Origin of the sequence: Aeromonas ichthyocola (assembly GCF_046087985.1) — a bacterium.
Classification (GTDB): Bacteria; Pseudomonadota; Gammaproteobacteria; order Enterobacterales; family Aeromonadaceae; genus Aeromonas; species Aeromonas rivipollensis.
This window is the reverse complement of sequence record NZ_JBJSWH010000003.1, coordinates 595,194-618,471: the sequence shown is the minus strand read 5'-3', so window position 1 is coordinate 618,471 and position 23,278 is coordinate 595,194. Positions and strand designations below refer to the sequence as shown.

The following is a 23,278-nucleotide window of genomic DNA, read 5'->3' as shown; positions in this document are numbered from 1 at the left end:
CTTTTATTGCCACTGGCGATGATAGGCGCCGAGGGTGGTCTGGCTTCCCTCGGAGACGCGGGCAAGCTGGGCATCCCACTCGCTCTTGACGCTGTAGGCGTCGGGGTTGGCCTGATAGGCGTCGATGGCGGCGCGCCAGACCCGGGTCACCTGCTCCACGTAGGCGGGGCTGCGCTGGCGACCCTCGATCTTGACCGACTGGATCTCGGTCTGGAACAACTCGGGCAAGAGGCCTAGCGTGTTGAGGCTGGTGGGCTCCTCCAGGGCGTGATAGGTCTGGCCATCCACCTCGAAACGCCCCTTGCACAGGGTCGGGTAACCGGCGTTTTCCCCGGGGCCGTAGCGGTCGATCAGCACCTCGTTGAGCCGCGACTCGAGGCCGTTCGGGGTCTCCTCCCAGCGCACGAACTTGGCGGGGGAGCAGGCGCCTACGGTATTGGGGCTCTCGCCTGTCATGTAGGAGGAGAGATAGCAGCGCCCCTCCGCCATGATGCAGAGGCTGCCGAAGGCGAACACCTCGAGGCCGACGTCGGTTTCGCGGGCCAGCTGCCTGACCTGATGCATGGAGAGCACCCGTGGCAAGACCACCCGGCCGACGTTGAAGTGCTGCTGGTAGAAGCGAATGGCGGCGGCGTTGGTGGCGCTGGCCTGGACAGAGACATGGAGCTCCATGTCGGGATGATGGCGGCTGGCGTAATCCAGCACGGCGAGATCGGCGATGATCAGGGCATCGGCACCGAGTGCCACCCCTCTGTCCACCGCCTGCTTCCATCTGGCATCCGAGCCCGGGTGGGCGAAGGTGTTGATGGCGATGTGCAGCTTGCGACCGTGCTGGTGCACATAGTCCACCGCCCTTTCCAGCTTGCTGTCCGTGAAGTTGAGCCCGGCGAAGTGGCGGGCATTGGTGTCGTCCTTGAAGCCGATATAGACGGCATCGGCCCCGTTATCCACAGCTGTCTTCAGTGCCGGCAGGCTGCCTGCCGGGCAGAGTAATTCCATCGGGTACGCTCCGAGAGGGCAAAAATGCAAAAAGTGGCCCGATTGTATGCAGGCTTGGGCCCCCGCTTTTTGACCTGAGGCAGCTTTAGGTGGCTTTACCCTTCTTGAGGTAAGTCGGCACAAGTTTGATTTTCAACAGGATCCTGATAATTGCACTGTGTTTGAATGGGCAAAAAACTGGGAGTTTATCGTGTTTCATCAACTGCAACGCCGCCTGGTCGAACAGGCCCCTCGTCTCTTGCGCCATCCCCTCAAGCTGGTGCCCTTCACCCTGCAGCAAAACCTGATGGAGGCCTTGCTGGCGCAGGCGTTCAAGGAGGCCATCCAGGATGGGGACTTCGCCTTCCTGGCGGGCAAGTGGCTCAAGGTCGAGGTGTCGGATCTCGAGCTCTGCTGGTTTGTCAGCGAGCGAGGGGGAAAACTGGTGGTGGCCCGTGAATGCGAGCGAGCCGATGTCTGCTTCAGCGGCAGCAGCCAGGATCTCATCCTGATTGCCGGTCGCAAGGAGGATCCGGATTCCCTCTTCTTCCAGCGCAGGCTGAAGATAGAAGGGGATACCGAGCTGGGCCTTGAGGTGAAGAACCTGATGGACAGCCTAGACCTCGATGGGCTGCCAGGGCTGATGAAATATCCCCTGATGGATCTGGCCACCCTGATAGAGCGGGTGCGATCAGCGCAGGATCCGCTGCCCGCGTCTATTATGGCCTGAGCCGCGTCTCAGTTGCAGGGCCAGCCCCCGGGTATGGTGGCGGTGACGCCGCCGGGCCCACAGGCAACGGCCAGCCCAGAGACAGGGGAGCAGGCCGAGCAGGGCCGTGGTGTCAGGCAGGCGCAGCAGCACCAGCCCGAGCGCCAGCCACAGGAAAGGCAGGGCCTCGTAGTACCACTCGGGTTGCAGCCAGCGCTTGGCGGGATAGATGACCAGATCGGTGCGCCTGTAGTTGGAGCGCATCATCCAGATGAGGGCGCCCACGGCAAACAGCAGGGTCGCCGCGAGCCAGAGCAGCGGGGAGTGGGCAAAGGACCACAGCACGGCGGAGAGCAGCAGGTAAAGCAGCGGCAGTTGTTCGTAGATCCAGGGGGGCAGCATGAAAGGGTGACTCCGGGTAATGCAGCTTGACCCTCTAAGGTTAGCCCTCCCTTTTCCCGTCTTCAGGCCGGTTGGTTATACGAACCATCACTTTTGTTCTGAAATGCAGGGTCAGAAGCGGTGCCAAAATAGCGATTGGTTATGTTACAATTGCGCGCCATTTTTGACTGAAGATTGACTGGGCATGTTGGATCAGATTCGTATCGTGTTGGTAAACACCTCTCACACCGGCAACATGGGGTCTGCGGCGAGAGCCATGAAGACCATGGGGCTGACGCAGCTGGTGTTGGTCGATCCGCAAGCCTTGCCAGATGCCGATGCCATCGCCCTGGCGGCAGGTGCCAGCGATGTGCTTGCCAATGCCCGCATAGTCCCGACGCTGGATGACGCCATCGCCGATTGCGGCCTGGTCATCGGCACCAGTGCCCGATCCCGCACCCTGAGCTGGCCCATGCTGGATCCCCGCGAAGCGGGCGAGAAGCTGGTAGCGGAAGGGGTGAAGCACCCGGTCGCTCTGGTGTTTGGCCGTGAACGCACCGGCCTCACCAACGACGAGCTGCAAAAGTGCCACTATCACGTGGCCATCCCGGCCAATCCCGAATACAGCTCCCTCAATCTGGCCATGGCGGTGCAGACCCTCTGCTACGAGGTGCGCATGCACTGGCTGGCGACTCAGGAGACTGACACTGCGGCAGAGGTGGAGCGGGTCGATTACCCCAGCGCGCAGCAGTTGGAAGGCTTCTATCAACACCTGGAGCAGACCCTGCAGAAGACAGGTTTCATCGCCGATGATCACCCAGGTCATGTGATGAGCAAGCTGCGTCGTCTGTTCAATCGTGCCCGGCCGGAAGTGGTTGAATTGAATATATTGCGCGGTATTCTCACCTCGGTGCAGAAAGCCCGGCCGCAGGATTAATCCCGACTGATTTACTCAACCATATACTTGACTGTTTTAGTCGGGTATGTGACCATGTGCCCATATTGATTTGTTCGCAAGACGGTAAGGCATATGAGACTGACCTCAAAAGGACGTTACGCTGTGACAGCCATGCTAGACGTGGCGTTGCATGCAGAGCAGGGGCCCGTTCCCCTGGCTGATATTTCAGAGCGCCAGGGCATCTCCTTGTCCTATCTGGAACAACTGTTTGCCCGTCTGCGCAAGCATGGACTGGTGAGCAGCGTGCGCGGCCCGGGCGGCGGTTATCGCCTCGGCCTGGCCCCTGGCGAGATCTCGGTGGGTCAGGTGATCACTGCGGTCGATGAGTCGGTCGATGCGACCAAGTGTCTCGGCAAGGGTGGCTGCCATGGCGGTACCCAGTGTCTGACTCACTCCCTGTGGCGTGACTTGAGCGAGCGCATTTCCAGTTTCCTGGGGGACATCACCCTGGCGGAGCTGGTCGGCCAGGCCGATGTGCGCCGCATCGCCGGCAAGCAAGATGAACAAATGAAGACCGTGTTGTCCCTGGTTGACCGGGCAGAACGCGGTGATGTGAGCTTGAAAGTCCAACTATAAACGTGCTTTCCACGACGAGTCGCTGTGTGACTCCGTCGTAACGGAGAAAAACATGAAACTGCCTATTTACCTTGATTATTCGGCAACCTGTCCGGTGGACCCGCGTGTCGCAGAAAAAATGATGCAGTGCCTCACCATGGACGGCCTGTTTGGCAATCCTGCCTCCCGCTCTCACCGTTTCGGCTGGCAGGCCGAAGAGGCGGTGGACCTGGCCCGTAATCAAGTGGCAGAGCTGATTGGTGCAGATCCTCGCGAGATCGTCTTCACCTCCGGCGCGACCGAATCCAACAACCTGGCCATCAAGGGCATAGCCCACTTCTATGCTGGCAAGGGCAAGCACATCATCACCTCCAAGACTGAACACAAGGCGGTGCTCGACACCTGCCGTCAGCTGGAGCGTGAAGGCTACGAGGTGACCTACCTCGAGCCGATGCCGAACGGGCTGTTTACTCTGGAGCAGATCGAAGGCGCCCTGCGCGATGACACCATTCTGGTCAGCATCATGCACGTCAACAACGAGATCGGTGTGGTGCAAGATATCGCCGCCATCGGCGAGCTGTGCCGCTCTCGCAAGATCCTGCTGCACGTAGACGCGGTCCAGAGCGTGGGCAAGATCCCGGTCGACGTGGAAGCGCTGAAAGTGGATCTGCTCTCCATGTCTGCCCACAAGGTATACGGCCCTAAGGGCATAGGTGCCCTGTACGTGCGCCGCAAGCCGCGGGTCCGCCTGGAAGCCCAGATGCACGGTGGTGGTCATGAGCGCGGCATGCGTTCCGGTACCCTGGCGACCCACCAGATCGTCGGCATGGGCGAGGCCTTCCGCATCGCCAAGGAAGAGATGGCGAGCGAGAGCCAGCACATCATGGCCCTGCGTCAGCGTCTGTGGAACGGCATCAAGAACATCGAAGAAGTCTATATCAACGGCGATCTGGACCATCGTGTCCCGGGTAACCTGAACGTCAGCTTCGCCTATGTGGAAGGGGAATCCCTCATCATGGCGCTGAAGGATCTGGCTGTCTCTTCCGGTTCGGCCTGTACCTCGGCCAGCCTGGAGCCTTCCTACGTGTTGCGCGCCCTGGGCCTGAACGACGAGCTGGCGCACAGCTCCATCCGTTTCAGCATTGGTCGCTTCACCACAGAGGAAGAGATCGACTACGCAATCAAGCTCATCTGCGACTCCATCGGTCGTCTGCGCGAGATGTCCCCCCTGTGGGAGATGTTCAAGGACGGCGTCGATCTGAACACGGTCGAATGGGCACATCACTGATCATTGCCAGCGTGGCAAGTGTTTGGTGAACAACGGAATTAGCAGGAGTTAGATATGGCTTACAGTGAAAAAGTAATCGACCACTACGAGAATCCCCGCAACGTCGGTGGTTTTGACAAGAACGATCCCAGCATCGCGACCGGCATGGTCGGCGCCCCGGCCTGTGGCGACGTGATGAAGCTGCAACTGAAGATCAGCGACGACGGCATCATCGAAGATGCCAAGTTCAAGACCTACGGCTGTGGTTCCGCCATCGCCTCCAGCTCCCTGGTGACCGAGTGGGTCAAGGGCAAGACCCTGGACGAAGCCGCCGGCATCAAGAACACCGACATCGCCGAAGAGCTGGCCCTGCCACCGGTGAAGATCCACTGCTCCATTCTGGCGGAGGATGCCATCAAGGCCGCCATCGCCGATTACAAGCAGAAGAAAGGTCTCTAAGGTCCGGAGAGCAGTATGGCCATTACCATGACAGATGCCGCAGCGGCACGGGTTTCCTCTTTCATAACCAACCGGGGCAAGGGCATAGGCCTGCGCCTCGGCGTTAAGACCACCGGCTGTTCTGGCCTTGCCTATGTGCTCGAGTTTGTGGATGAGCTGGCCGCTGAGGATCAGGTGTTCGAGCAGAACGGTGTCAAGATCATCGTCGATGCCAAGAGCCTGATCCATCTGGATGGCACCGAGCTGGACTTCGTCAAGGAGGGCCTCAACGAGGGCTTCCAGTTCAACAACCCGAACGCCAAGGGCGAGTGCGGTTGTGGCGAGAGCTTCAGCGTCTAATCGATGAAGCCGGCAGCCTGCTGCCGGCTTTGCCGTTCAAGATGGATGTTGAGCAAGGCACTAGCCTTCGAGTCTGAGGACACAGAATGAATCATTTCGAGCTGTTCGGGCTGGCAGAGGGCTTCGAGCTCGATACCCGCCAGCTGGCAGACACCTATCGCCAGTTGCAAACCCGGTTCCACCCCGATCGTTTTGCCACCGCCCCCGAGCAGGAGCAGTTGGCCGCGGTGCAGCGTGCCGCCCAGATCAACGATGCCTTCACTACCCTCAAGTCCCCCCTGCGCCGAGCCGAATACCTGCTCTCCCTGCGCGGCACCGACATTCGAGGCGAGCAACAGACTCTGCAAGACACCTCTTTCCTGATGCAACAGCTGGAGTGGCGCGAGCGTCTGGCTGACCTGAAAGGGAATGCGAGTCCTGAGCGTGCCATCGAAGATTTTCGTCGCGAGATCAGGCATGATCACCAGTCTCTGATGCAACGGCTGACCGACTCCCTCACCGCGGGTGAAGATCTGACGGCGGCCGATTGCGTGCGCAAACTCAAGTTTGTCGACAAGCTCCTCGAGGAGCTGGAACGATTCGAAGACTCGCTGTTCGAGTCTTGACCCTCTAACGCTGGAATTGTGATTACCCATGGCATTACTGCAAATCGCCGAGCCCGGCCAGAGCGCCGCGCCTCATCAGCACAAACGTGCCGTTGGCATCGATCTCGGCACCACCAACTCCCTGGTCGCGGCAGTGCGCAGCGGCCAGGCCGACACCCTGTGTGACGAGCAAGGGCGCGATCTGCTGCCCTCTGTGGTGCACTATCAAGCTGCCGGGAGCCAGGCCGACGCCATCCGGGTGGGCTTTGACGCCAAGCGCGAAGCCGCCCTCGATCCCCACAACACCATAGTCTCGGTCAAACGGATGATGGGCAAGGCGCTGGCCGACATGGATACCCGTCAGCAGCCTTACGAGTTCGTGGCCGCCGACAACGGCATGCCCCAGATCCAGACCCGCCAGGGGCTGGTCAATCCGGTGCAGGTCTCGGCCGAGATCCTGAAAAAACTGGCCGAGCGCGGCGCAGCCTCCCTCGGCGGCGACCTCGATGGCGTGGTCATCACTGTGCCCGCCTATTTCGACGACGCCCAGCGCCAGGGCACCAAGGATGCGGCTCGTCTGGCCGGCCTGCACGTGCTGCGGCTGCTCAATGAACCCACTGCCGCCGCCATCGCCTACGGCCTCGACTCCGGTCAGGAAGGGGTGATTGCCGTCTATGACCTCGGTGGCGGCACCTTCGACATCTCCATCCTGCGCCTGCATCGCGGTGTGTTCGAGGTGATGGCCACCGGCGGCGACTCGGCGCTGGGGGGCGATGACTTCGATCACCTGCTGGCGGACTGGATCAAGGCACAAGCCGGCCTGAGCGGCCAGCTCGATGCCCGCACCCAGCGTGAGCTGCTGGACGTGGCGGCGGCGGTCAAGCACGGCCTGACCGATGCCGACCGCGTTTCCTGCACCTTTGCCGGTTGGCAGGGGGAGGTGAGCCGCAGCCAGTTCGACGAGCTCATCATGCCGCTGGTCAAGCGCACCCTGCTGGCCTGCCGCCGCGCCCTGCGCGATGCGGGGCTCGAGCAGGTGGAAGTGCTGGAAGTGGTGATGGTAGGGGGCTCCACCCGGGTGCCGCTGGTGCGCGAGCAGGTGGGGGAGTTCTTCCAGCGTACGCCCCTGACCAGCATAGATCCGGACAAGGTGGTCGCCATCGGCGCCGCCATCCAGGCGGACATCCTGGTGGGCAACAAGCCTGATGCCGAGATGCTGCTGCTGGACGTCATCCCGCTCTCCCTCGGTCTTGAGACCATGGGGGGGCTCGCCGAGAAGGTGATCCCGCGCAACACCACCATACCGGTGGCCCGCGCCCAGGAGTTCACCACCTTCAAGGATGGCCAGACTGCCATGGCCATCCACGTGGTGCAGGGAGAGCGCGAGCTGGTGGCGGATTGCCGCTCCCTGGCCCGCTTCACCCTGACCGGCATTCCGCCCATGGCGGCCGGCGCCGCCCACATTCGCGTCACCTTCCAGGTGGATGCGGACGGGCTGCTGTCGGTCAGCGCCATGGAAAAATCCTCCGGCGTGCAGGCGGAGATCCAGGTCAAGCCCTCCTATGGCTTGGCGGAAGAGGACATCCTCAGCATGCTGAGCGCCTCCATCGCCAATGCCCAGCAGGACATGGATGCCCGCATGCTGGCGGAGCAACAGGTCGAAGCCGATCGGGTGGTGGAGAGCCTCAATGCGGCGCTGGCCGCCGATGGCGAGGCGCTGCTGAGCGCCGCTGAGCGTGCCGAGATCGATGCCGCGATCCATCATCTGCTGGCCATGCGTGCCACAGGCACAACCAACCAAATCAAAGATGCCATCGAGGCGGCGGATGCCGTCAGTGGCGAGTTTGCGGCCCGTCGCATGGATGCTTCCATTCGCAAGGTGCTGACCGGCCAAAACGTCAACAAGGTGTAATATGCCAAAACTGATCATTCTGCCTCACCCCGAACTCTGTCCGGACGGCGCTGCCCTCGAGGGTGCGACCGGTGAGACCATTCTCGACGTGGCGCTGCGTAATGGGATCGAGATTGAACATGCCTGCGAGAAGTCCTGTGCTTGCACCACCTGCCATTGCGTGGTGCGATAAGGCTTCGACTCTCTCGAGCCAAGCGACGAGCTGGAAGACGACATGCTGGACAAGGCGTGGGGACTGGAACCGGAATCACGTCTCAGCTGCCAGGCCAGGCTGGCGGACGAGGATCTGGTGGTGGAACTGCCCAAGTACACCCTGAACCTTGCCTCTGAACGCCATTAATTACACATGAGTGAATTGCACGTGCAGCATCCCGTGGTGCTTCATGATATGGTGAAGGCCGTGACCCTTGGGGGCACGGCCTTTTTTGTATTCGTTATTCCCTCTTTGCCTATGAAGAGTGCTTATAAATCGTGCCAGTAAAAAGGAAGCAAACACGATGGCTAACATGATGAACGTAGCGTTATCTACCCAGGCTGCCGCCGCCCATTGGGGCGAGGGTGCGCTACTCAGTTTTAATGGTGACAGAGCTGACATCCCATCTGGGCAGTTAGTCAGGAAAAGGAGGCGCTGCGCGCCATCCAGCGCGCGGCCCGACGCTTCGAGTCCACCGGGATCAAGCGGGTCAAGCTGGTCGGTGAGGGTTGGGATCGGGAACGTCGTTACGCCTTCGCCCAGGGCTTTTATGCCGCTAAAGGAGTGCGTGAACTGGACTTTGGCCAGCAGAGCGAGGCAGGATAGCTGCGAGCTGGACGCCTTGCTGAAGGCGAGCTGCTGGGTGCGTGACATCACCAATGGCTGCCCGGAGAGATCTACCCCATGAGTCTGGCGGAATCGGCCCTGCTGCTCATTCGCGGTCTGGCCGGTGACAAGGTGACCGCCCGCATCACCGCAGGAGAAGCCCTGCGGGAGGCCGGTCATATCGGGATCTGGTCGGTGGGCCGCGGCAGCGAGCGCGAGCCCGTGCTGCTGGAGCTGGACTACAACCCGACCGGGGATCGCAACGCCCCCGTGGTGGCGGCCCTGGTGGGCAAGGGCATCACCTTCGACTCCGGTGGCTACTCCATGAAGTCCTCTGACAACATGCTGCCGATGAAGTCCGACATGGGCGGTGCCGCCATGGTGACCGGCGCCCTGGCGCTCGCCATCAGCCGTGGTCTGAACAAACGGGTGAAGCTCATTCTCTGCTGCGCCGAGAACCTGGTCTCCGGCCACGCCTTCAAGCTCGGCGACATCCTCACCTACAAGAACGGCATCTCGGTGGAGATCCAGAACACTGACGCCGAAGGTCGCCTGGTGCTGGCCGATGGCCTGCTGGCGGCCTCCGACAGCGGCGCTGCCCACATTCTCGATGCCGCCACCCTGACCGGCGCCGCCAAGACGGCGCTGGGCCGCGACTACAACGCCGTATTTGCCCTCGACGAGGGGGAGCAGGCGCGCGCCCTGGCCGCCGCTAAAGCCGAGAACGAGAAGGCCTGGCCCCTGCCGCTGGAACCCTGGCATGTGGGTCAGCTCACCTCGGCCTTCGCCGAGCTGGGCAACGTCGCCTCCGCCGAAGGCACAGCCGGTGCCACCACGGCGGCCGCGTTTTTGTCGCGCTTCGTGCGTGACGAGGGCAAGGGCTGGGTGCACCTGGATCTCGCCGCCTCCTATCAAAAATCCGGCAACGAGCTGTGGGCGACCGGCGCCAAGGGCCACGGTCTGCGCACTATCGCCCGCTGGCTGCAGGAGGTGGCTGAATGAGTGTCTGGCTGAATCAAGAACTTGGGGATGGTTTGGGACACCCTTTGCAAGGGGTCACGGCCTGTGCATTATCGGTAGCTGGTTGGCTGCAGGAGGTGACTCAATGAACATCTGGCTGAGCCGTGAATTTGCCGCCCCCGAGTGGGGAGAGGGGGCACTGCTTTCCCATCGCCCCGATGGCATGGTGATCCACCTGGTGACGGCGTCGCCCTTGCTGGACATCCAGCAGGCGGCCCGCCGCCTCTGTGGTCAGGGGATCCAGAAGGTCGCCCTGTGCGGTCACTGGGAGCGCGAACAGCAGTGGGCCTTCGCCCAGGGGTTGCAGACCCCCAAGGCAGAGGTGGAGCTGCAGTGGGCGACTTCGTCCGAAGAGGACAGGGAGGAGCTGGAGGCGCGCTGGCTGTGCGGGCGCTGGGTGCGCGAGATGACCAATGCGACCCCGGAGCAGCTGGGCCCGCTGGAGCTGGCGGTGGAGGCGGCGGCCTTCATCACCGAGCTGGCACCGGACAGGATCAGTCATCGCATCCTCAAGGGGGAGGCGCTGCAACAGGCGGGTTGGGTCGGTCTCTATCAGGTTGGCCGCGGCAGCGATCGCGAGCCCGTGATGCTGGAGCTGGACTACAACCCCACCGGGGATCGCAATGCCCCCGTGGTGGCGGCCCTGGTGGGCAAGGGGATCACCTTCGACTCCGGCGGCTACTCCATGAAAACCTCCCAGGGCATGCTCACCATGAAGCATGACATGGGGGGGGCGGCCATCGTCACCGGCGCCCTGGCGCTGGCCATACTGCGTGGCCTCGACAAGCGGGTGAAGCTCATCCTCTGCTGCGCCGAGAACCTGGTCTCCGGCCATGCCTACAAGCTGGGTGACATCCTCACCTACAAGAACGGCACCACGGTCGAAATCGTCAACACAGACGCCGAGGGGCGCCTGGTGCTGGCCGACGGCCTGCAGCTCGCCGGTGAATCCGGCGCGCCCCTCATCATAGACGCCGCCACCCTGACGGGGGCCGCGGTAATGGCGCTGGGGGGACGCTACAACGCCCTGTTTGGTCTGGACAAGGGGCTGGTGAGCCGCGCCATGGCCTATTCGGATGCGGAGCAGGAGCCGGCCTGGCCGCTGCCGCTCGAGCCCTGGCATCGTCAGCAGTGCCCGTCCCACTATGCCGATACGGCCAACAGCCGTCCTGTGCCGGGCGGTGGCCCGGGCGGTGCCTCCAACGCGGCGGGTTTCCTCTCCCGTTTCGTTGCCAACGAGGGGCAGGGCTGGCTGCACGTGGATCTGGCCGCCTGTTTCAGCGAGAACGGCGACAACCTCTGGGCCCCCGGGGCCAACACCCTGGGGATGCGCACCATAGCCCATACCCTGCTGGCGGAGACGCGCCGAGGGGCATGACAAGGCGAAAGGGCACCTCGGGGTGCCCTTTTCAGTGGTGCTGGTTATATGAGCAATAGATAAGGTTTTAGCGGGTTAGCGTGACTATCGTGCACAAGCGCACATTTTTTCTCAGTGCCATGGCACAAGATGAGTCACCATGTTGTTTCAAGGAATTATTTGTTTAATAAAAAGTTGCTTTTTTGTGTGTTATTTCGTTTTTTGTTTACGTATAATCGCCGCCGAACATGGATTCCTACAATAAAACTCTGTAGTTAAGGAAAGAACTCAATGGCTATCGAACGTACCTTCTCTATCGTCAAGCCGGACGCGGTCAGCAAGAACCTGATCGGTGCCATCTACAGCCGCTTCGAGAGCGCCGGCCTGAAAGTGGTCGCCGCCAAGATGCTGCACCTGAGCAGCGAGCAGGCCGCCGGTTTCTACGCCGAACACCAGGGCAAGCCTTTCTATGATGGCCTGGTCGCTTTCATGACCTCGGGTCCCGTCATGGTACAGGTGCTGGAAGGGGAAGACGCCATTCGCCGTCACCGCGAAATCATGGGCGCCACCAACCCGAAAGAGGCCCTGGCCGGCACCCTGCGTTCCTGCTACGCCGAGAGCATAGATCGCAACGCCGTGCACGGTTCCGATGCCCCGGCCTCTGCCGCCCGTGAAATCGCCTACTTCTTCTCCGACGCCGAGATCTGCCCGCGCGGCTGATTTTCGTCAGAAGATCAACAAGGGAGCCTCGGCTCCCTTTTGTTTTTTGGTCATTCAGTCAATATCCCCTTATTCTCCAGGTGGAAAGGCAGACCCATTATTTGTACAATGCCGCCCCCTGACGTAGGTCAGCCGATAATTTATGAAGTGTGTGAGCTGAGGCCCTTGATGAGCGAAACAAAAACCAACCTGCTGGATCTCGATCGGGATGCCATGCGTGCCTTCTTCGTCGAGCTGGGCGAGAAGCCGTTCCGGGCAGATCAGATAATGAAGTGGATCTACCACTCCGGTTGTGATGACTTCGATCAGATGAGCAACGTCAACAAGGCGTTGCGTGAGCGTCTCAAGGCCATTGCCGAGATCCGTGCCCCCGAGATCAGCCGTGAACAACGCTCCGCAGATGGCACCATCAAGTGGGCCCTGCAGGTCGGGGATCAGGAAGTCGAGACCGTCTACATCCCGGAGGCGGGATCGTGCGACCCTCTGTGTCTCCTCCCAGGTCGGCTGCGCCCTGGCGTGCACCTTCTGCTCCACCGCCCAGCAAGGTTTCAACCGCAACCTGAAGGTCTCCGAGATCATCGGCCAGGTCTGGCGCGCCGCCAAGGTAGTCGGTGGCAAGCGCCCCATCACCAACGTGGTGATGATGGGCATGGGCGAGCCGTTGCTGAACCTCGCCAACGTGGTGCCTGCCATGAGCCTGATGATGGATGACTTTGGTTTTGGCATCTCCAAGCGCCGCGTCACCCTCTCCACCTCAGGTGTGGTACCGGCACTGGACATGCTGGGGGACCAGATCGACGTGGCCCTGGCCATCTCCCTGCATGCGCCGAACGACAAGCTGCGCTCCGAGATCATGCCGATCAACGACAAGTACAACATCGAGGCCTTCCTGGCGGGTGTGCGCCGTTATCTGGCCAAATCCAACGCCAATGGCGGCCGGGTGACGGTGGAGTATGTGCTGCTCGATCATATCAATGACGACATGCAGCATGCCCACGAGCTGGCGCAGGTGCTCAAAGAGACCCCTTGCAAGATCAACCTGATCCCCTTCAACCCCTTCCCGGGCAACCCGTTCGGCAAGCCGAGCAACAGTCGCATCGACCGTTTCTCCAAGGTGCTGATGGAATACGGCCTGACCGTCATAGTGCGCAAGACCCGCGGGGATGACATAGATGCGGCCTGTGGCCAGCTGGTGGGGGAGGTGATCGACCGCACCAAGCGCACCATGAAAAATCGGATGCAACAGGATGGGATTTCCGTCAAAATGGTTTAACTCGCTAAGCCATTGTATAGACAGGAAATGGATATCCGTACATTGATCGTAGTGGCAGCGCTCTGCGCGCTGCCTGGCTGTGTCACCGAGACCACTTACGCTGGCCAGAATTCGACCCAGCGTGAAGTGGGTCCCGACTTCAAGGCGGCTGCCCAGACCCGTCTCGATCTGGGTATTCAATACCTGCGTCAGGGCAATGCCGAACAGGCCAAGTTCAACCTTGACCGGGCCCTCCAGTACGATCCCAGCAACCCTCAGGTCTATATCGGCTTCGCCTATTTCTACCAGCAGGTATCCGATTTCAAGGCGGCCGAGGAGAACTACAAGAAGGCACTGGCCATGGATCCGACCAATGCTGACGCGATGAACAACTACGGTGCCTTCCTGTGCAACCGTGGCCGTTTCGAGGAGGCGGAGAAGGCATTCCTGCAGGCGGTCAGCCAGCCCGATTACGTCAAGATCGCCGATACCTACGAGAATGCGGCGCTCTGCTCGGTGCAAAATAACAGAAATGACAAGGCCAACGAGTACTATCGTCTGGCCTTGGGGTATAATCCCCGCAATCCAAGGTTATTGCTGGACATGGCCGAGCTTTCCATGAAAGATGGCAAGCTGCCTGATGTGCAGTCTTACCTCGTGCGTTTTGCCGAAGTGGCAGACGAAAACGAGGAGAGCCTCTGGCTCCGGCTGCGGCTGGCCCAGGCCATGGACAAACCGGCATTACTTCACCAATTCGGGACTGAGCTGGTAAGGCAATATCCCACTTCGCAACAAGCCAAGCGTTACTTAGCCAATGACTACTGAACAGCCACACGATTTTCAAGACGACTCCCAGGCAGTGGGCCCAGGCCAGCTGCTGCGCAACGCCCGTGAACAGCTTGGCTGGACACGAGAGCAGGTTGCGTCCCGCATTCACCTTCGTCTGACCCTGATCGCCGCCATCGAGGCGGATACCTACGACAAGCATACGTCCCACACCTTCATTCGCGGCTATCTGCGCGCCTATGCCAAGCTGGTCGGCATTCCCGAGGAGACCATACTCGCGGCCTACGACAAGCTGGGACTGACGCCGCCCGATAACATCGACATGCAGAGCTTCTCCCGTCGCTCCCGCCAGCAAGCCAACGACAGTCGGCTCAAGGTGGTGACCTGGCTGGTGATCCTGGTGCTGATCGCGCTCTCCATCGCCTGGTGGTGGCAGAGCACTGCACGTCGTTCCGCCGGGGATGAAGCCCTGGCGGCGAGCGAAATGGGCACGGAGCAGACGATGTCTGTCGCCAGCGTGACGCCCGCTGTGGACGTGGCCGACCCCGTATTGCCCGTGGCCTCCGACGCCGTGGCGACGGAAGTTGTGGTAAGTGACGCCGCCGCCACTGTGCCGGCCGTCGTTGCCACGACCAGTGCCGCCCTGTCTACCGAGACCTCGGCTGCTGAGGCGACCCTGGCACCGGCAGAGACGGCCGCCACCGAACCTGGCAAGGCGCCCCAGCTCAAGATGAGCTTCACAGCCGACTGCTGGCTGGATGTCAAGGATGCCAACGGCAAGACCCTGTTCAGCGGTCTGAAGAAGGCGAACGACGAGCTTGTGCTGGAAGGACCCGAGCCACTCAGATTCATCGTTGGCGCGCCCATGGCGGTCAATCTCGAATACCAGGGCAAGTCCTTCGACATGAGCCGTTACAACAACGGCCGGACTGCTCGCTTCTCACTGCCGCAGGAGTAATCTGTCCGCCATGTCCGCTCACGAATCCCCCATTATTCGTCGTCAATCCAGGCAGATCATGGTCGGCAATGTGCCGGTTGGGGGCAATGCCCCCATCACGGTGCAAACCATGACCAACACCAAGACCACGGATGTCGCCGCCACCGTCGAGCAGATCCAGCGGATCGAGCGAGTTGGCGCCGACATAGTCCGGGTCTCGGTACCCACCATGGAAGCGGCGGAAGCCTTCAAGCTCATCAAACAGCAGACCCGCATTCCCATCGTCGCCGACATCCACTTCGACTACCGCATCGCCCTGAAAGTGGCCGAATACGGTGCCGACTGCCTGCGCATCAACCCGGGCAACATAGGCAACGAAGAGCGGGTGCGCGCCGTGGTCGACTGTGCCCGTCATTACAACATTCCGATCCGCATCGGCGTCAACGGCGGCTCCCTGGAGCGTGATATCCAGGAAAAGTATGGCGAGCCGACTCCGGAAGCCCTGCTCGAGTCTGCCATGCGCCACGTGGATTACCTGGATCGCCTCAACTTTGAGAATTTCAAGGTGAGCGTCAAGGCCTCCGACGTCTTCCTGGCGGTCGGTGCCTATCGCCTGCTGGCCAAGCAGATCGACCAGCCGCTGCACCTGGGGATCACCGAGGCGGGCGGTTTCCGTGCCGGCGCGGTGAAATCCGCCATCGGGCTCGGCATGCTGCTGGCCGATGGCATAGGCGACACCATCCGTATCTCCCTGGCCGCCGATCCGGTGGAAGAGGTGAAGGTGGGCTTCGATATTCTCAAGTCCCTGCGCATTCGCTCCCGCGGCATCAACTTCATCGCCTGTCCCTCCTGCTCCCGCCAGGAGTTCGATGTGATAGGGACGGTGAACGCCCTGGAAGAGCGGCTCGAGGACATCATCACCCCGATGGATGTTTCCATCATCGGCTGCGTGGTGAACGGCCCGGGCGAGGCCCTGGTCTCGGATCTGGGGCTGGCGGGCGCTGCCAACAAGAGTGCCTTCTACGAAGGGGGCCAGCGGGTCGACCGGCTCGACAACAAGGATCTCATCCCGACCCTGGAGCGCCGTATCCGCGCCCGGGCGGCCATGCTGGATCCGGCCAACCAGATCCAGGTGGACAAAGGTTGAACCATTGAGGGGCCACCTGGGGTGGCCCCGGCTTTAGGTTGTTGATTTTAAATCCCGCATCCGGGCACCCTGATTTTACCTCGGGGCCGAAAATCCCTATAATGCGGCCAAATTTTACCTCTTTTTCTCGAGTATCAACGTGGCAAAACAGATCCAAGCTATTCGCGGTATGAATGATTGCCTGCCGGAGCAGAGCCCGGTATGGCAGAAAGTGGAACAGATCCTACGCCAGGTCGTCGCCAGCTACGGCTACAGCGAAGTGCGCATGCCCATCGTCGAACAGACACATCTGTTCAAGCGCGCCATCGGTGAAGTGACCGACGTGGTCGAAAAAGAGATGTACACCTTTGAAGACCGCAACGGCGACAGCCTGAGCCTGCGTCCGGAAGGGACCGCCAGCTGCGTCCGTGCCGGCATCGAGCACGGCCTGCTCTACAACCAGGAACGCCGGATGTGGTACATGGGCCCCATGTTCCGTCACGAGCGTCCCCAGAAGGGCCGTTATCGCCAGTTCCACCAGTTCGGGGTCGAGCTGTTTGGCATCAACGGGCCTGACATCGACGCCGAGCTCATCATGCTGACCCACCGCCTGTGGCGTCTGTTCGGCATCAGCGATCACGTCACCCTGCAGCTCAACACGCTCGGTCAGAGCGACGAGCGCGCCGCTTACCGCGATGCCCTGGTGGCCTACCTGGAGCAGTACAAGAGCGAGCTGGATGAAGAGAGCCAGCGCCGCATGTACAGCAACCCGCTGCGGGTGCTCGACTCCAAGGACGAGAAGGTACAGGCCATCCTGGTGGGTGCCCCCCGTCTGTTCGATCACCTGGGTGAAGAGAGCCTGGCCCACTTCGAGGGGCTCAAGCGCCTGCTCGAGTCTGCCGGCATCCAATACGAGGTGAACGAGCGTCTGGTGCGCGGCCTCGACTACTACAACCTCACCGTGTTCGAGTGGGTGACGAGCAGCCTGGGCGCCCAGGGCACAGTCCTGGCCGGTGGCCGTTACGACGGCCTGGTGGAGCAGCTCGGCGGTCAGGCGACCCCGGCCGTGGGCTTTGCCATGGGCATGGAGCGTCTGGTGCTGATGCTCGAAACCCTCGAGCTCAACGCCGACATCCGCCCGGCGGTGGATGTCTATCTGGCCATGGTGGGCGAGGGCACCGAGCAGGCTGGCTTCCAGCTTGCCGAGCGCCTGCGCGACGCCCTGCCGGACTTGCGCCTGATGAGCCACTGCGGTGGCGGCAACTTCAAGAAACAACTCAAGCGTGCCGACAAGAGCGGCGCGGCCATTGCCCTGATCCTCGGCGAGACCGAGGTGCAAAGCGGGGAGATCACCATCAAATATCTGCGTGGCCAGGCCGAGCAACAGACCGTCTCGGTCGATGCCGCCATCGCCCTGCTGGCAGCTAAAGGAGAGTAAGCTGTGGAAGTGTATACCACTGAAGAACAACAGGTTGAGGTCATCAAGAGCTGGTGGAAAGAGAACGGCACCTCGGTACTCGCCGGGACTGTGATCGGTCTGGTCGGCCTCTTTGGCTGGCGTTACTACAACGAGCTGCAGCAGACCAATCAGGAAGCCGCCTCCCAGGCTTATAACGCCATGACAGCCCAGCTCGCCAAGGGTGACGATGCCGCCCTTGAGCAGGCCAAGAGCTTCATCAGCGCCCATCAGGGCGACGCCTATGCGGAGCTGGCTGCCCTGCAACTGGCCGCGGCTGCGGTCAAGGCGGGCAAGCTGGATCTGGCCGCCGAGCAGCTGACCCAGGTGGCCGCGAACGGCGACGAGAGCATCAAGCCCATCGCCGCCCTGCGCCTGGCACGGGTGCTCAAGGATCAGGGCAAGGCCGACGAGGCCCTGGCCCAGCTTGACAAGATCAACAACGACGCCTTCAAGGCCCAGGTGGCGGAAGTGCGTGGTGACGTGCTGCTGGGGCAGGGCAAGCCCGAAGAGGCGCGCGATGCCTATCAGGTGGCGGCCGATGCCGGCGGCCTGCAGAGCAGCGCCGAACTCAAGCTGAAGATGGACGATCTGGCGCTGCCAGCGGTCACTGCGGGTGAGGCTCCGGATGCGTAATCTGTACAAGAAAATGGCGCTGGGGGTGGCAGTCTCCCTTGCCTTGCAGGGTTGCTCCCTGTTCAGCTCAGAGGAAGACCTGACCCCGATGGCGCCTCTGCCCGTGGTGGAGTCCGCCTTCAGTGCCGATACCCAGTGGTCCTCCTCCGTCGGGGATGGCATAGGTGATTTCTACTCCCAGCTGCAACCCGTGGTGGAAGAGGATCACATCTATGCCGCCGCCCGTGATGGGGATGTGACCGCCTTCGATCGCAACAGTGGCGAGACCCTGTGGAGCGTGGATCTGGCAGACTTGCCCATCAACGCCGACAAGCGCAGCGCCCGTCTCTCCGGCGGTCTGGTCTCCCGCTATGGCAAGCTGTTCCTCGGCTCCGAGAATGGGGTGGTCTACGCCCTGAACGAAGCGAACGGGGAAGTGCTGTGGCAGACCACTGTGCCCGGTGAAGTGGTGGCGAGCCCCGCCGTCGAGGATGGTCGCGTGGTGGTGCTGACCACCTCGGGCCGTCTGATGGCGCTCGATACCGATGAGGGCAAGCTGCAGTGGACCCTGTCCGAAGAGCAGCCGCCCCTGACCCTGCGCAGCGCCAGCACCCCTGTCATCACCAACGGCGCCGTGCTCTATGGCCGTGCCGATGGCAAGGTGGGCATAGCCCTGCTGAGCAACGGCCAGCCTGTGCGCCAGTCCAAGGTGGCCGACCCGCGCGGTGCCACCGAGCTGGATCGCATGGTCGATGTGGACGCCCGTCCGCTGATTGCCGGTGATGAGCTCTATGCCATCGCCTACAATGGCCAGCTGATGGCCCGCAAGCTGATGACGGGTGACGAGGTGTGGAAGCGCAAGTATTCCGGCTACCGCGACATGGCGGTTACCGGCAATGCCATAGTGCTGACCGACAGCCGCAGTCATCTGTTTGCGGTGGATCGTCGCAATGGTCTTGAGCTGTGGTCCAACACCCAGCTGGAAAACCGCACCGTGACCGCTCCCGTCGTCCTGGGCGACTACGTGGTGGTCGGCGATGTGGAAGGTTACCTGTATTGGCTGGATCGGACCGACGGGTCCATCAAGGCCATGCAGCAGCTCGACAGCAGTGGTCTCTATGCCGCGCCCTTGGTGGACGGTGACACCCTGTATGTGCAGAGCCGTGGCGGCAAGTTGTACGCTATCAAGCGTCCCTGATCGCCCGTCAATCTGAATATCCGGCTCCTGGTCTTCGGACCCGGAGCCTTTGTCGTCTTGAGAATGAGGCTTTTATGACTCCTGTAGTAGCCCTGGTGGGCCGCCCCAACGTGGGGAAATCCACCCTGTTTAACCGCCTGACCCGTACCCGGGATGCCCTGGTTGCCGATTTTCCCGGCCTGACCCGGGACCGTAAATACGGCCAGGCGAAGTTGGGCGAGCTGGAATTTATCGTGGTCGATACCGGCGGTATCGATGGCACCGAGGAGGGGATCGAGCTGAAGATGGCCGAGCAGTCCCTGCTGGCCATCGAGGAAGCCGATGTGGTGCTGTTCATGGTGGATGCCCGTGCCGGTTTGACCGCCGCGGATCAGGCCATCGCCGAGCACCTGCGCAAGACCCACAAGAAGGTGTTCCTGGTCGCCAACAAGACCGACGGCATCGACGGTGACTCCGCGGTCTCCGAGTTCTACGGCCTGGCGCTGGGGGAGGTCTACCAGATCGCCGCCGCCCACGGTCGTGGGGTGCTGAGCCTGCTGGAGCTGGCGCTGGCCCCCCACCTGGAGACCCTGGTCGAGGCCGCCGCCGAAGAAGAGGCGCAGGAAGAGGAGGACTTCGACGAAGAAGCCCTGCTGCGCATGGTGGCCGCCGGTGATCTCGACACCCGGGAAGACACCAAGGAGACCCCGTTCGCCGACTTGCCCATCAAGTTCGCCATCGTCGGTCGCCCCAACGTCGGCAAGTCCACCCTGACCAACCGCATGCTGGGTGAAGACCGCGTCATCGTCTATGACATGCCGGGCACCACCCGCGACTCCGTCTACATCCCCATGGAGCGTGACGAGCAGAAGTACGTGGTCATCGACACCGCCGGCGTGCGTCGCCGCGGCAAGGTGCACGAGACGGTGGAGAAGTTCTCCGTCATCAAGACCTTGAAAGCCATTGAGGATGCCAACGTCTGCCTGCTGGTGATAGACGCTCGCGAGACCATCACGGATCAGGACTTGAGCATCCTCGGCTTCGTGCTGAGCAGCGGCCGCTCCGTGGTGCTGGTGGTGAACAAGTGGGACGGTCTGGATCAGAAGGTGAAGGAAGACATCAAGAACGAGCTGGACAGACGCCTGGGCTTCATCGACTTCGCCCGCGTCCACTTCATCTCCGCCCTGCACGGCAGCGGCGTCGGCCATCTGTTCGAGTCCATCAACGAGGCTTACCAGTCCGCCACCCGTCGTACCAGCACCGCCATGCTGACCCGTATCATGCAGATGGCGCAGGAAGATCACCAGCCGCCCATGGTCAACGGTCGCCGGGTCAAGCTCAAGTATGCCCACGCCGGTGGCTACAACCCGCCGCGTATTGTGATCCACGGCAACCAGTTGAACGATCTGCCGGACTCCTACAAGCGGTATCTCATCAACTACTTCCGCAAGTCCCTGAAGATCATGGGTACCCCGATCCGGGTCGAGTTCCAGGAGTCGGTCAACCCCTTCGAGGGCAAGAAGAACACCCTGACCCTGAGCCAGGAGCGGCAACGGGAACGCCTGCTGAAGATGAAGAAATAAGCCCTGGCGGCTGCCCTCACCGGCAGCCGCTTTGTTATTCCCCCTGCAGTGGCGTTATGTCAGGAGGGGAATGTGCCATGGGCAAGCCCATCGCAGGTTCACTTTAGGGAGTCGACAATGGAAGCCCTGCTTTGCCCTGCCTGCCAGGCTGAACTGGATACCCGCAGCAAGGAGCAAACCTGCAGCCAGTGCCAGGCCCGTTCGCGTCACGGCCATCTGCCCCACCTGCCAGCAGGAGCTGGAGCGTCTCAAGGCCTGCGGCGCGGTGGATTACTTCTGCAATCACTGCAACTCGCTGGTATCCAAGCGGGCGGTACAGTTCAAGGCTGCGCTGGCTGTAAGGGAATTGAGGCGATAAAAAACCCGGCGATTGCCGGGTTTATGCTGTGTGTTCTGCTATCAGCAAGGTATAGGAGCGATTTCGCGCCACAGGTTGCGCTTGATGTCATTAAGCTTGAGTTTGCGTCTGGGGCTCCAGCCGCACTTTGCTTTTCTGACCAGTGTGATTTTTCTACGTTTTTGCATCTTGGTCTCCTCCCAATGGGTGGCCATCCCGGCCTTGGGTGATGATGGAGCCCATCTGAAAGTGCTGTCATCCCGAGTGCAAGTGATGAAATAGCGCGATAAAAACAATTTCGGATAGGCTCCGGTATGTAATCGGATGGTAACAGAGAAGTTTGCCCGAAAAACAGCCGAATAATGGATCAGCGCATGGTGATCTGCGACCACTTCGGCGATGACGGTGGGGCGCTCGGCAAGTTCCGGCTCGCTGCTGTCGTCGATCGTCCAGTCTTCGCGGCGATGGGCCTTCTGCTGCTCGTTGTCGAGCCAGAGCAGGCTCTGGTAGTACTGGCGCACGTTGTTGACGTAGTTGCGCGCCTCGCCACCCCGGGCATAGCCATAGCGCACCTTGCGATGCCAGCGTGACTGTTGCAGCAGGGGCAACACCTCTTTCACGTCGCTCCAGGCATCGGGATTCTTGCCGAGCTGCTTGGTCAGGCGGCGGGCATCCATCATGTGGCCATAGCCGATGTTGTAGGCGGTGAGGGCAAACCACACCTTCTCGTCCGCCGGCACCGAGTCCGGCACCTTCTCCATCATCTCCTGCAGGTAGCGGGCCCCCCCCTTGATGCTCTCTTCCGGGTGGGTTCGATCGTTGACCCCCATCGCCTTGGCGGTGGGCTCGGTCAGCATCATCATGCCGCGCACCCCTGTGTAGGAGCGGGCCTGGGGGTCCCAGTGGGACTCCTGATAGCTGATGGCGGCCAGCAGGCGCCAGTCTATGTCCTTGGCGTGGGTCTGGAACAGCGCCTGGTACTTGGGCAGCAGGCTTTTGGCCCGCTTGAGGAAGGTGCGGGTGTCGACGAAATCGAAGTTCTGCACGTGGCCGAAGTACTTCTCGTCGAGCTTGGCGATGGAGCCATCCATGAAGCGCTGGCCGAAGAAGTCGATGATGCTGGCGTAGAGGCTGTCATCGGGCAGCTTGGTCATGGCCCAGGCCACTGTCTGCTTGTTGGCCAGAGTCAGCCCCTCGGTGAGCTCTGGGTAGTAGCGCTGGGTGCGGGCCAGCACAGTGTCCTGCACCACCGTGTAGTCAACCTCGCCGTCGGCGACCTGCTTGAGCAGCTCCTCCACGTCGGCGTCCCGGTTGATGCGCCAGCTCAGATTGGGGTACTGGCTGGCCAGCTCCTTCATCAGATCCTCACCGGTGGAGCCTGCAGGCACCACTATGGTGCCCTTGATGTCGCCGAGATCCTTGGGCCTGGGGGAGCCGTTGCGATAGACCAGCTTGGGGGAGACCTGGTAGAAGCCGGGGCCGAAGCGAAACAGCTTGCGCCGCTCCGGGGTCACCACGATGGCGGCGGCGGCGAGATCCAGGCTCCCCTTCTGCAGCTGTTCGACCAGCTCGGCGGTGGAGTAGGCCGGGACTATGGTCAGCTTGACCCCCAGCCAGTCGGCATAGTGCTGCGCCAGCTCGTAATCGAACCCCTGGGCGGTGTCGTCACGCTGGTAATAGGAAGTGGGACCATAGAGGGTGCCAACACGGATCTCGCCCCGTTGGCGGATCTGCTCCAGCTGGCTGGAGGGGGAATAGAAGTCACAGCCGGCCAGGGCCAGTGTCAGCAACATCCCGATAAACAGTCGAAAAATGCAGCGCAAGTAGGTGAGTACCCTTGTTGAAAAAATCGGCATTTGTCAAAAGAGAGGCACCTTTATACCAGAGACGGTGGAGGGAGTCACATCGTGGGAGATGAGAAAAACGTTTGTTCGCGGTGAGCCTGATCCCTATAATACGCGCGTCTCAAAT

At 61.5% G+C, this 23,278-nt stretch carries 19 protein-coding genes and 5 pseudogenes; 21 read left to right on the top strand and 3 right to left on the bottom strand.

Annotated elements, in window-relative coordinates:
• Positions 1–3: 3 nt before the first annotated feature.
• Complete coding sequence (gene ubiU, locus ACF2JD_RS11715; protein ID WP_440987464.1) at positions 4–999, bottom strand: ubiquinone anaerobic biosynthesis protein UbiU; 996 nt, start codon at positions 997–999, stop codon at positions 4–6.
• Between the two features lie 190 nt (positions 1,000–1,189).
• On the opposite strand from ubiU, the gene ubiT reads away from it, so the two are divergent.
• Entirely contained in the window at positions 1,190–1,708 is a 519-nt protein-coding gene (ubiT, locus tag ACF2JD_RS11710; RefSeq protein WP_440987463.1) for a ubiquinone anaerobic biosynthesis accessory factor UbiT, read from the top strand.
• On the opposite strand, the gene ACF2JD_RS11705 is transcribed toward ubiT, so the two are convergent.
• A complete protein-coding gene (locus tag ACF2JD_RS11705) occupies positions 1,670–2,089 on the bottom strand; it encodes a hypothetical protein (RefSeq protein ID WP_440987462.1) in 420 nt (139 codons plus the stop codon). The two genes, ubiT and ACF2JD_RS11705, sit on opposite strands and share 39 nt — an antisense overlap.
• Positions 2,090–2,273: 184 nt before the next feature.
• Between ACF2JD_RS11705 and trmJ the strand changes: the two genes are divergently transcribed.
• The 20 genes and pseudogenes from trmJ (at position 2,274) to ACF2JD_RS11605 (ending at position 21,328) form a co-directional block, all read left to right on the top strand.
• Positions 2,274–3,005: a tRNA (cytosine(32)/uridine(32)-2'-O)-methyltransferase TrmJ gene (gene trmJ, locus ACF2JD_RS11700; protein WP_440987461.1), complete on the top strand. Its 732-nt coding sequence runs from the start codon at positions 2,274–2,276 to the stop codon at positions 3,003–3,005.
• 93 nt (positions 3,006–3,098) lie between these two features.
• Positions 3,099–3,602 carry a Fe-S cluster assembly transcriptional regulator IscR gene (gene iscR, locus ACF2JD_RS11695; protein WP_025327241.1) on the top strand — a complete coding sequence of 168 codons (504 nt, stop codon included), beginning with the start codon at positions 3,099–3,101 and terminating at the stop codon, positions 3,600–3,602.
• Positions 3,603–3,654: 52 nt separating this feature from the next.
• On the top strand, positions 3,655–4,869 hold the full coding sequence (locus ACF2JD_RS11690) for an IscS subfamily cysteine desulfurase (protein WP_106886576.1): 1,215 nt from the start codon (positions 3,655–3,657) through the stop codon (positions 4,867–4,869).
• 54 nt (positions 4,870–4,923) lie between these two features.
• Positions 4,924–5,307 carry a Fe-S cluster assembly scaffold IscU gene (gene iscU, locus ACF2JD_RS11685; protein WP_005299770.1) on the top strand — a complete coding sequence of 128 codons (384 nt, stop codon included), beginning with the start codon at positions 4,924–4,926 and terminating at the stop codon, positions 5,305–5,307.
• Between the two features lie 15 nt (positions 5,308–5,322).
• Entirely contained in the window at positions 5,323–5,646 is a 324-nt protein-coding gene (gene iscA, locus ACF2JD_RS11680; protein ID WP_005324290.1) for an iron-sulfur cluster assembly protein IscA, read from the top strand.
• An 86-nt stretch (positions 5,647–5,732) separates the two neighbouring features.
• Complete coding sequence (gene hscB / locus ACF2JD_RS11675) at positions 5,733–6,251, top strand: co-chaperone HscB (RefSeq protein WP_440987460.1); 519 nt, start codon at positions 5,733–5,735, stop codon at positions 6,249–6,251.
• Positions 6,252–6,279: 28 nt separating this feature from the next.
• Entirely contained in the window at positions 6,280–8,142 is a 1,863-nt protein-coding gene (gene hscA / locus ACF2JD_RS11670; RefSeq protein WP_307764775.1) for a Fe-S protein assembly chaperone HscA, read from the top strand.
• A 1-nt stretch (position 8,143) separates the two neighbouring features.
• Positions 8,144–8,482 (top strand): annotated as a pseudogene (fdx, locus tag ACF2JD_RS11665) (ISC system 2Fe-2S type ferredoxin).
• A 157-nt stretch (positions 8,483–8,639) separates the two neighbouring features.
• A pseudogene (gene pepB, locus ACF2JD_RS11660) lies at positions 8,640–9,943 on the top strand (aminopeptidase PepB).
• A 103-nt stretch (positions 9,944–10,046) separates the two neighbouring features.
• The gene (gene pepB, locus ACF2JD_RS11655) at positions 10,047–11,339 is read left to right on the top strand and encodes an aminopeptidase PepB (protein WP_163157226.1); all 1,293 of its coding nucleotides are present in this window, start codon (positions 10,047–10,049) and stop codon (positions 11,337–11,339) included.
• A gap of 270 nt (positions 11,340–11,609) precedes the next feature.
• On the top strand, positions 11,610–12,038 hold the full coding sequence (gene ndk, locus ACF2JD_RS11650; protein WP_005324280.1) for a nucleoside-diphosphate kinase: 429 nt from the start codon (positions 11,610–11,612) through the stop codon (positions 12,036–12,038).
• Positions 12,039–12,206: 168 nt separating this feature from the next.
• Positions 12,207–13,311: pseudogene (locus tag ACF2JD_RS11645) on the top strand (bifunctional tRNA (adenosine(37)-C2)-methyltransferase TrmG/ribosomal RNA large subunit methyltransferase RlmN).
• 12 nt (positions 13,312–13,323) lie between these two features.
• Entirely contained in the window at positions 13,324–14,115 is a 792-nt protein-coding gene (gene tapF, locus ACF2JD_RS11640; protein WP_106886581.1) for a PilW family type IVa pilus biogenesis/stability lipoprotein TapF, read from the top strand.
• Positions 14,105–15,034, top strand: a complete 930-nt coding sequence (gene rodZ, locus ACF2JD_RS11635) for a cytoskeleton protein RodZ (protein WP_440987459.1) — start codon at positions 14,105–14,107, stop codon at positions 15,032–15,034. The genes tapF and rodZ overlap by 11 nt, the downstream gene beginning before the upstream one ends.
• Before the next feature lie 10 nt (positions 15,035–15,044).
• Positions 15,045–16,160: a flavodoxin-dependent (E)-4-hydroxy-3-methylbut-2-enyl-diphosphate synthase gene (ispG, locus tag ACF2JD_RS11630; protein WP_025327232.1), complete on the top strand. Its 1,116-nt coding sequence runs from the start codon at positions 15,045–15,047 to the stop codon at positions 16,158–16,160.
• A gap of 139 nt (positions 16,161–16,299) precedes the next feature.
• Positions 16,300–17,577 carry a histidine--tRNA ligase gene (gene hisS, locus ACF2JD_RS11625; RefSeq protein WP_106886583.1) on the top strand — a complete coding sequence of 426 codons (1,278 nt, stop codon included), beginning with the start codon at positions 16,300–16,302 and terminating at the stop codon, positions 17,575–17,577.
• 3 nt (positions 17,578–17,580) lie between these two features.
• On the top strand, positions 17,581–18,231 hold the full coding sequence (locus ACF2JD_RS11620; RefSeq protein WP_440987458.1) for a tetratricopeptide repeat protein: 651 nt from the start codon (positions 17,581–17,583) through the stop codon (positions 18,229–18,231).
• Positions 18,224–19,408, top strand: a complete 1,185-nt coding sequence (bamB, locus tag ACF2JD_RS11615) for an outer membrane protein assembly factor BamB (protein WP_106886584.1) — start codon at positions 18,224–18,226, stop codon at positions 19,406–19,408. Before ACF2JD_RS11620 ends, bamB begins: the two co-directional genes overlap by 8 nt.
• A 74-nt stretch (positions 19,409–19,482) precedes the next feature.
• Positions 19,483–20,970, top strand: coding sequence for a ribosome biogenesis GTPase Der (der, locus tag ACF2JD_RS11610; protein ID WP_440987457.1), 1,488 nt, complete (start codon positions 19,483–19,485; stop codon positions 20,968–20,970).
• 117 nt (positions 20,971–21,087) lie between these two features.
• Positions 21,088–21,328, top strand: a pseudogene (locus ACF2JD_RS11605) (zinc ribbon domain-containing protein).
• A gap of 346 nt (positions 21,329–21,674) precedes the next feature.
• Here the strand turns inward: ACF2JD_RS11605 and mltF are convergent.
• Positions 21,675–23,163: pseudogene (mltF, locus tag ACF2JD_RS11600) on the bottom strand (membrane-bound lytic murein transglycosylase MltF).
• Positions 23,164–23,278: the final 115 nt, after the last annotated feature.

Bases quoted from the DNA above. Each gene is read 5' to 3' on its own strand.
- rodZ (WP_440987459.1), top strand. From the start codon at position 14,105: ATGACTACTGAACAGCCACACGATTTTCAAGACGACTCCCAGGCAGTG.
- ubiU (WP_440987464.1), bottom strand. From the start codon at position 999: ATGGAATTACTCTGCCCGGCAGGCAGCCTGCCGGCACTGAAGACAGCT.
- hscA (WP_307764775.1), top strand. From the start codon at position 6,280: ATGGCATTACTGCAAATCGCCGAGCCCGGCCAGAGCGCCGCGCCTCAT.
- iscU (WP_005299770.1), top strand. From the start codon at position 4,924: ATGGCTTACAGTGAAAAAGTAATCGACCACTACGAGAATCCCCGCAAC.
- ACF2JD_RS11705 (WP_440987462.1), bottom strand. From the start codon at position 2,089: ATGCTGCCCCCCTGGATCTACGAACAACTGCCGCTGCTTTACCTGCTG.
- iscR (WP_025327241.1), top strand. From the start codon at position 3,099: ATGAGACTGACCTCAAAAGGACGTTACGCTGTGACAGCCATGCTAGAC.
- ispG (WP_025327232.1), top strand. From the start codon at position 15,045: ATGTCCGCTCACGAATCCCCCATTATTCGTCGTCAATCCAGGCAGATC.
- ndk (WP_005324280.1), top strand. From the start codon at position 11,610: ATGGCTATCGAACGTACCTTCTCTATCGTCAAGCCGGACGCGGTCAGC.
- pepB (WP_163157226.1), top strand. From the start codon at position 10,047: ATGAACATCTGGCTGAGCCGTGAATTTGCCGCCCCCGAGTGGGGAGAG.
- ACF2JD_RS11690 (WP_106886576.1), top strand. From the start codon at position 3,655: ATGAAACTGCCTATTTACCTTGATTATTCGGCAACCTGTCCGGTGGAC.
- iscA (WP_005324290.1), top strand. From the start codon at position 5,323: ATGGCCATTACCATGACAGATGCCGCAGCGGCACGGGTTTCCTCTTTC.
- trmJ (WP_440987461.1), top strand. From the start codon at position 2,274: ATGTTGGATCAGATTCGTATCGTGTTGGTAAACACCTCTCACACCGGC.
- bamB (WP_106886584.1), top strand. From the start codon at position 18,224: ATGCGTAATCTGTACAAGAAAATGGCGCTGGGGGTGGCAGTCTCCCTT.
- der (WP_440987457.1), top strand. From the start codon at position 19,483: ATGACTCCTGTAGTAGCCCTGGTGGGCCGCCCCAACGTGGGGAAATCC.
- hscB (WP_440987460.1), top strand. From the start codon at position 5,733: ATGAATCATTTCGAGCTGTTCGGGCTGGCAGAGGGCTTCGAGCTCGAT.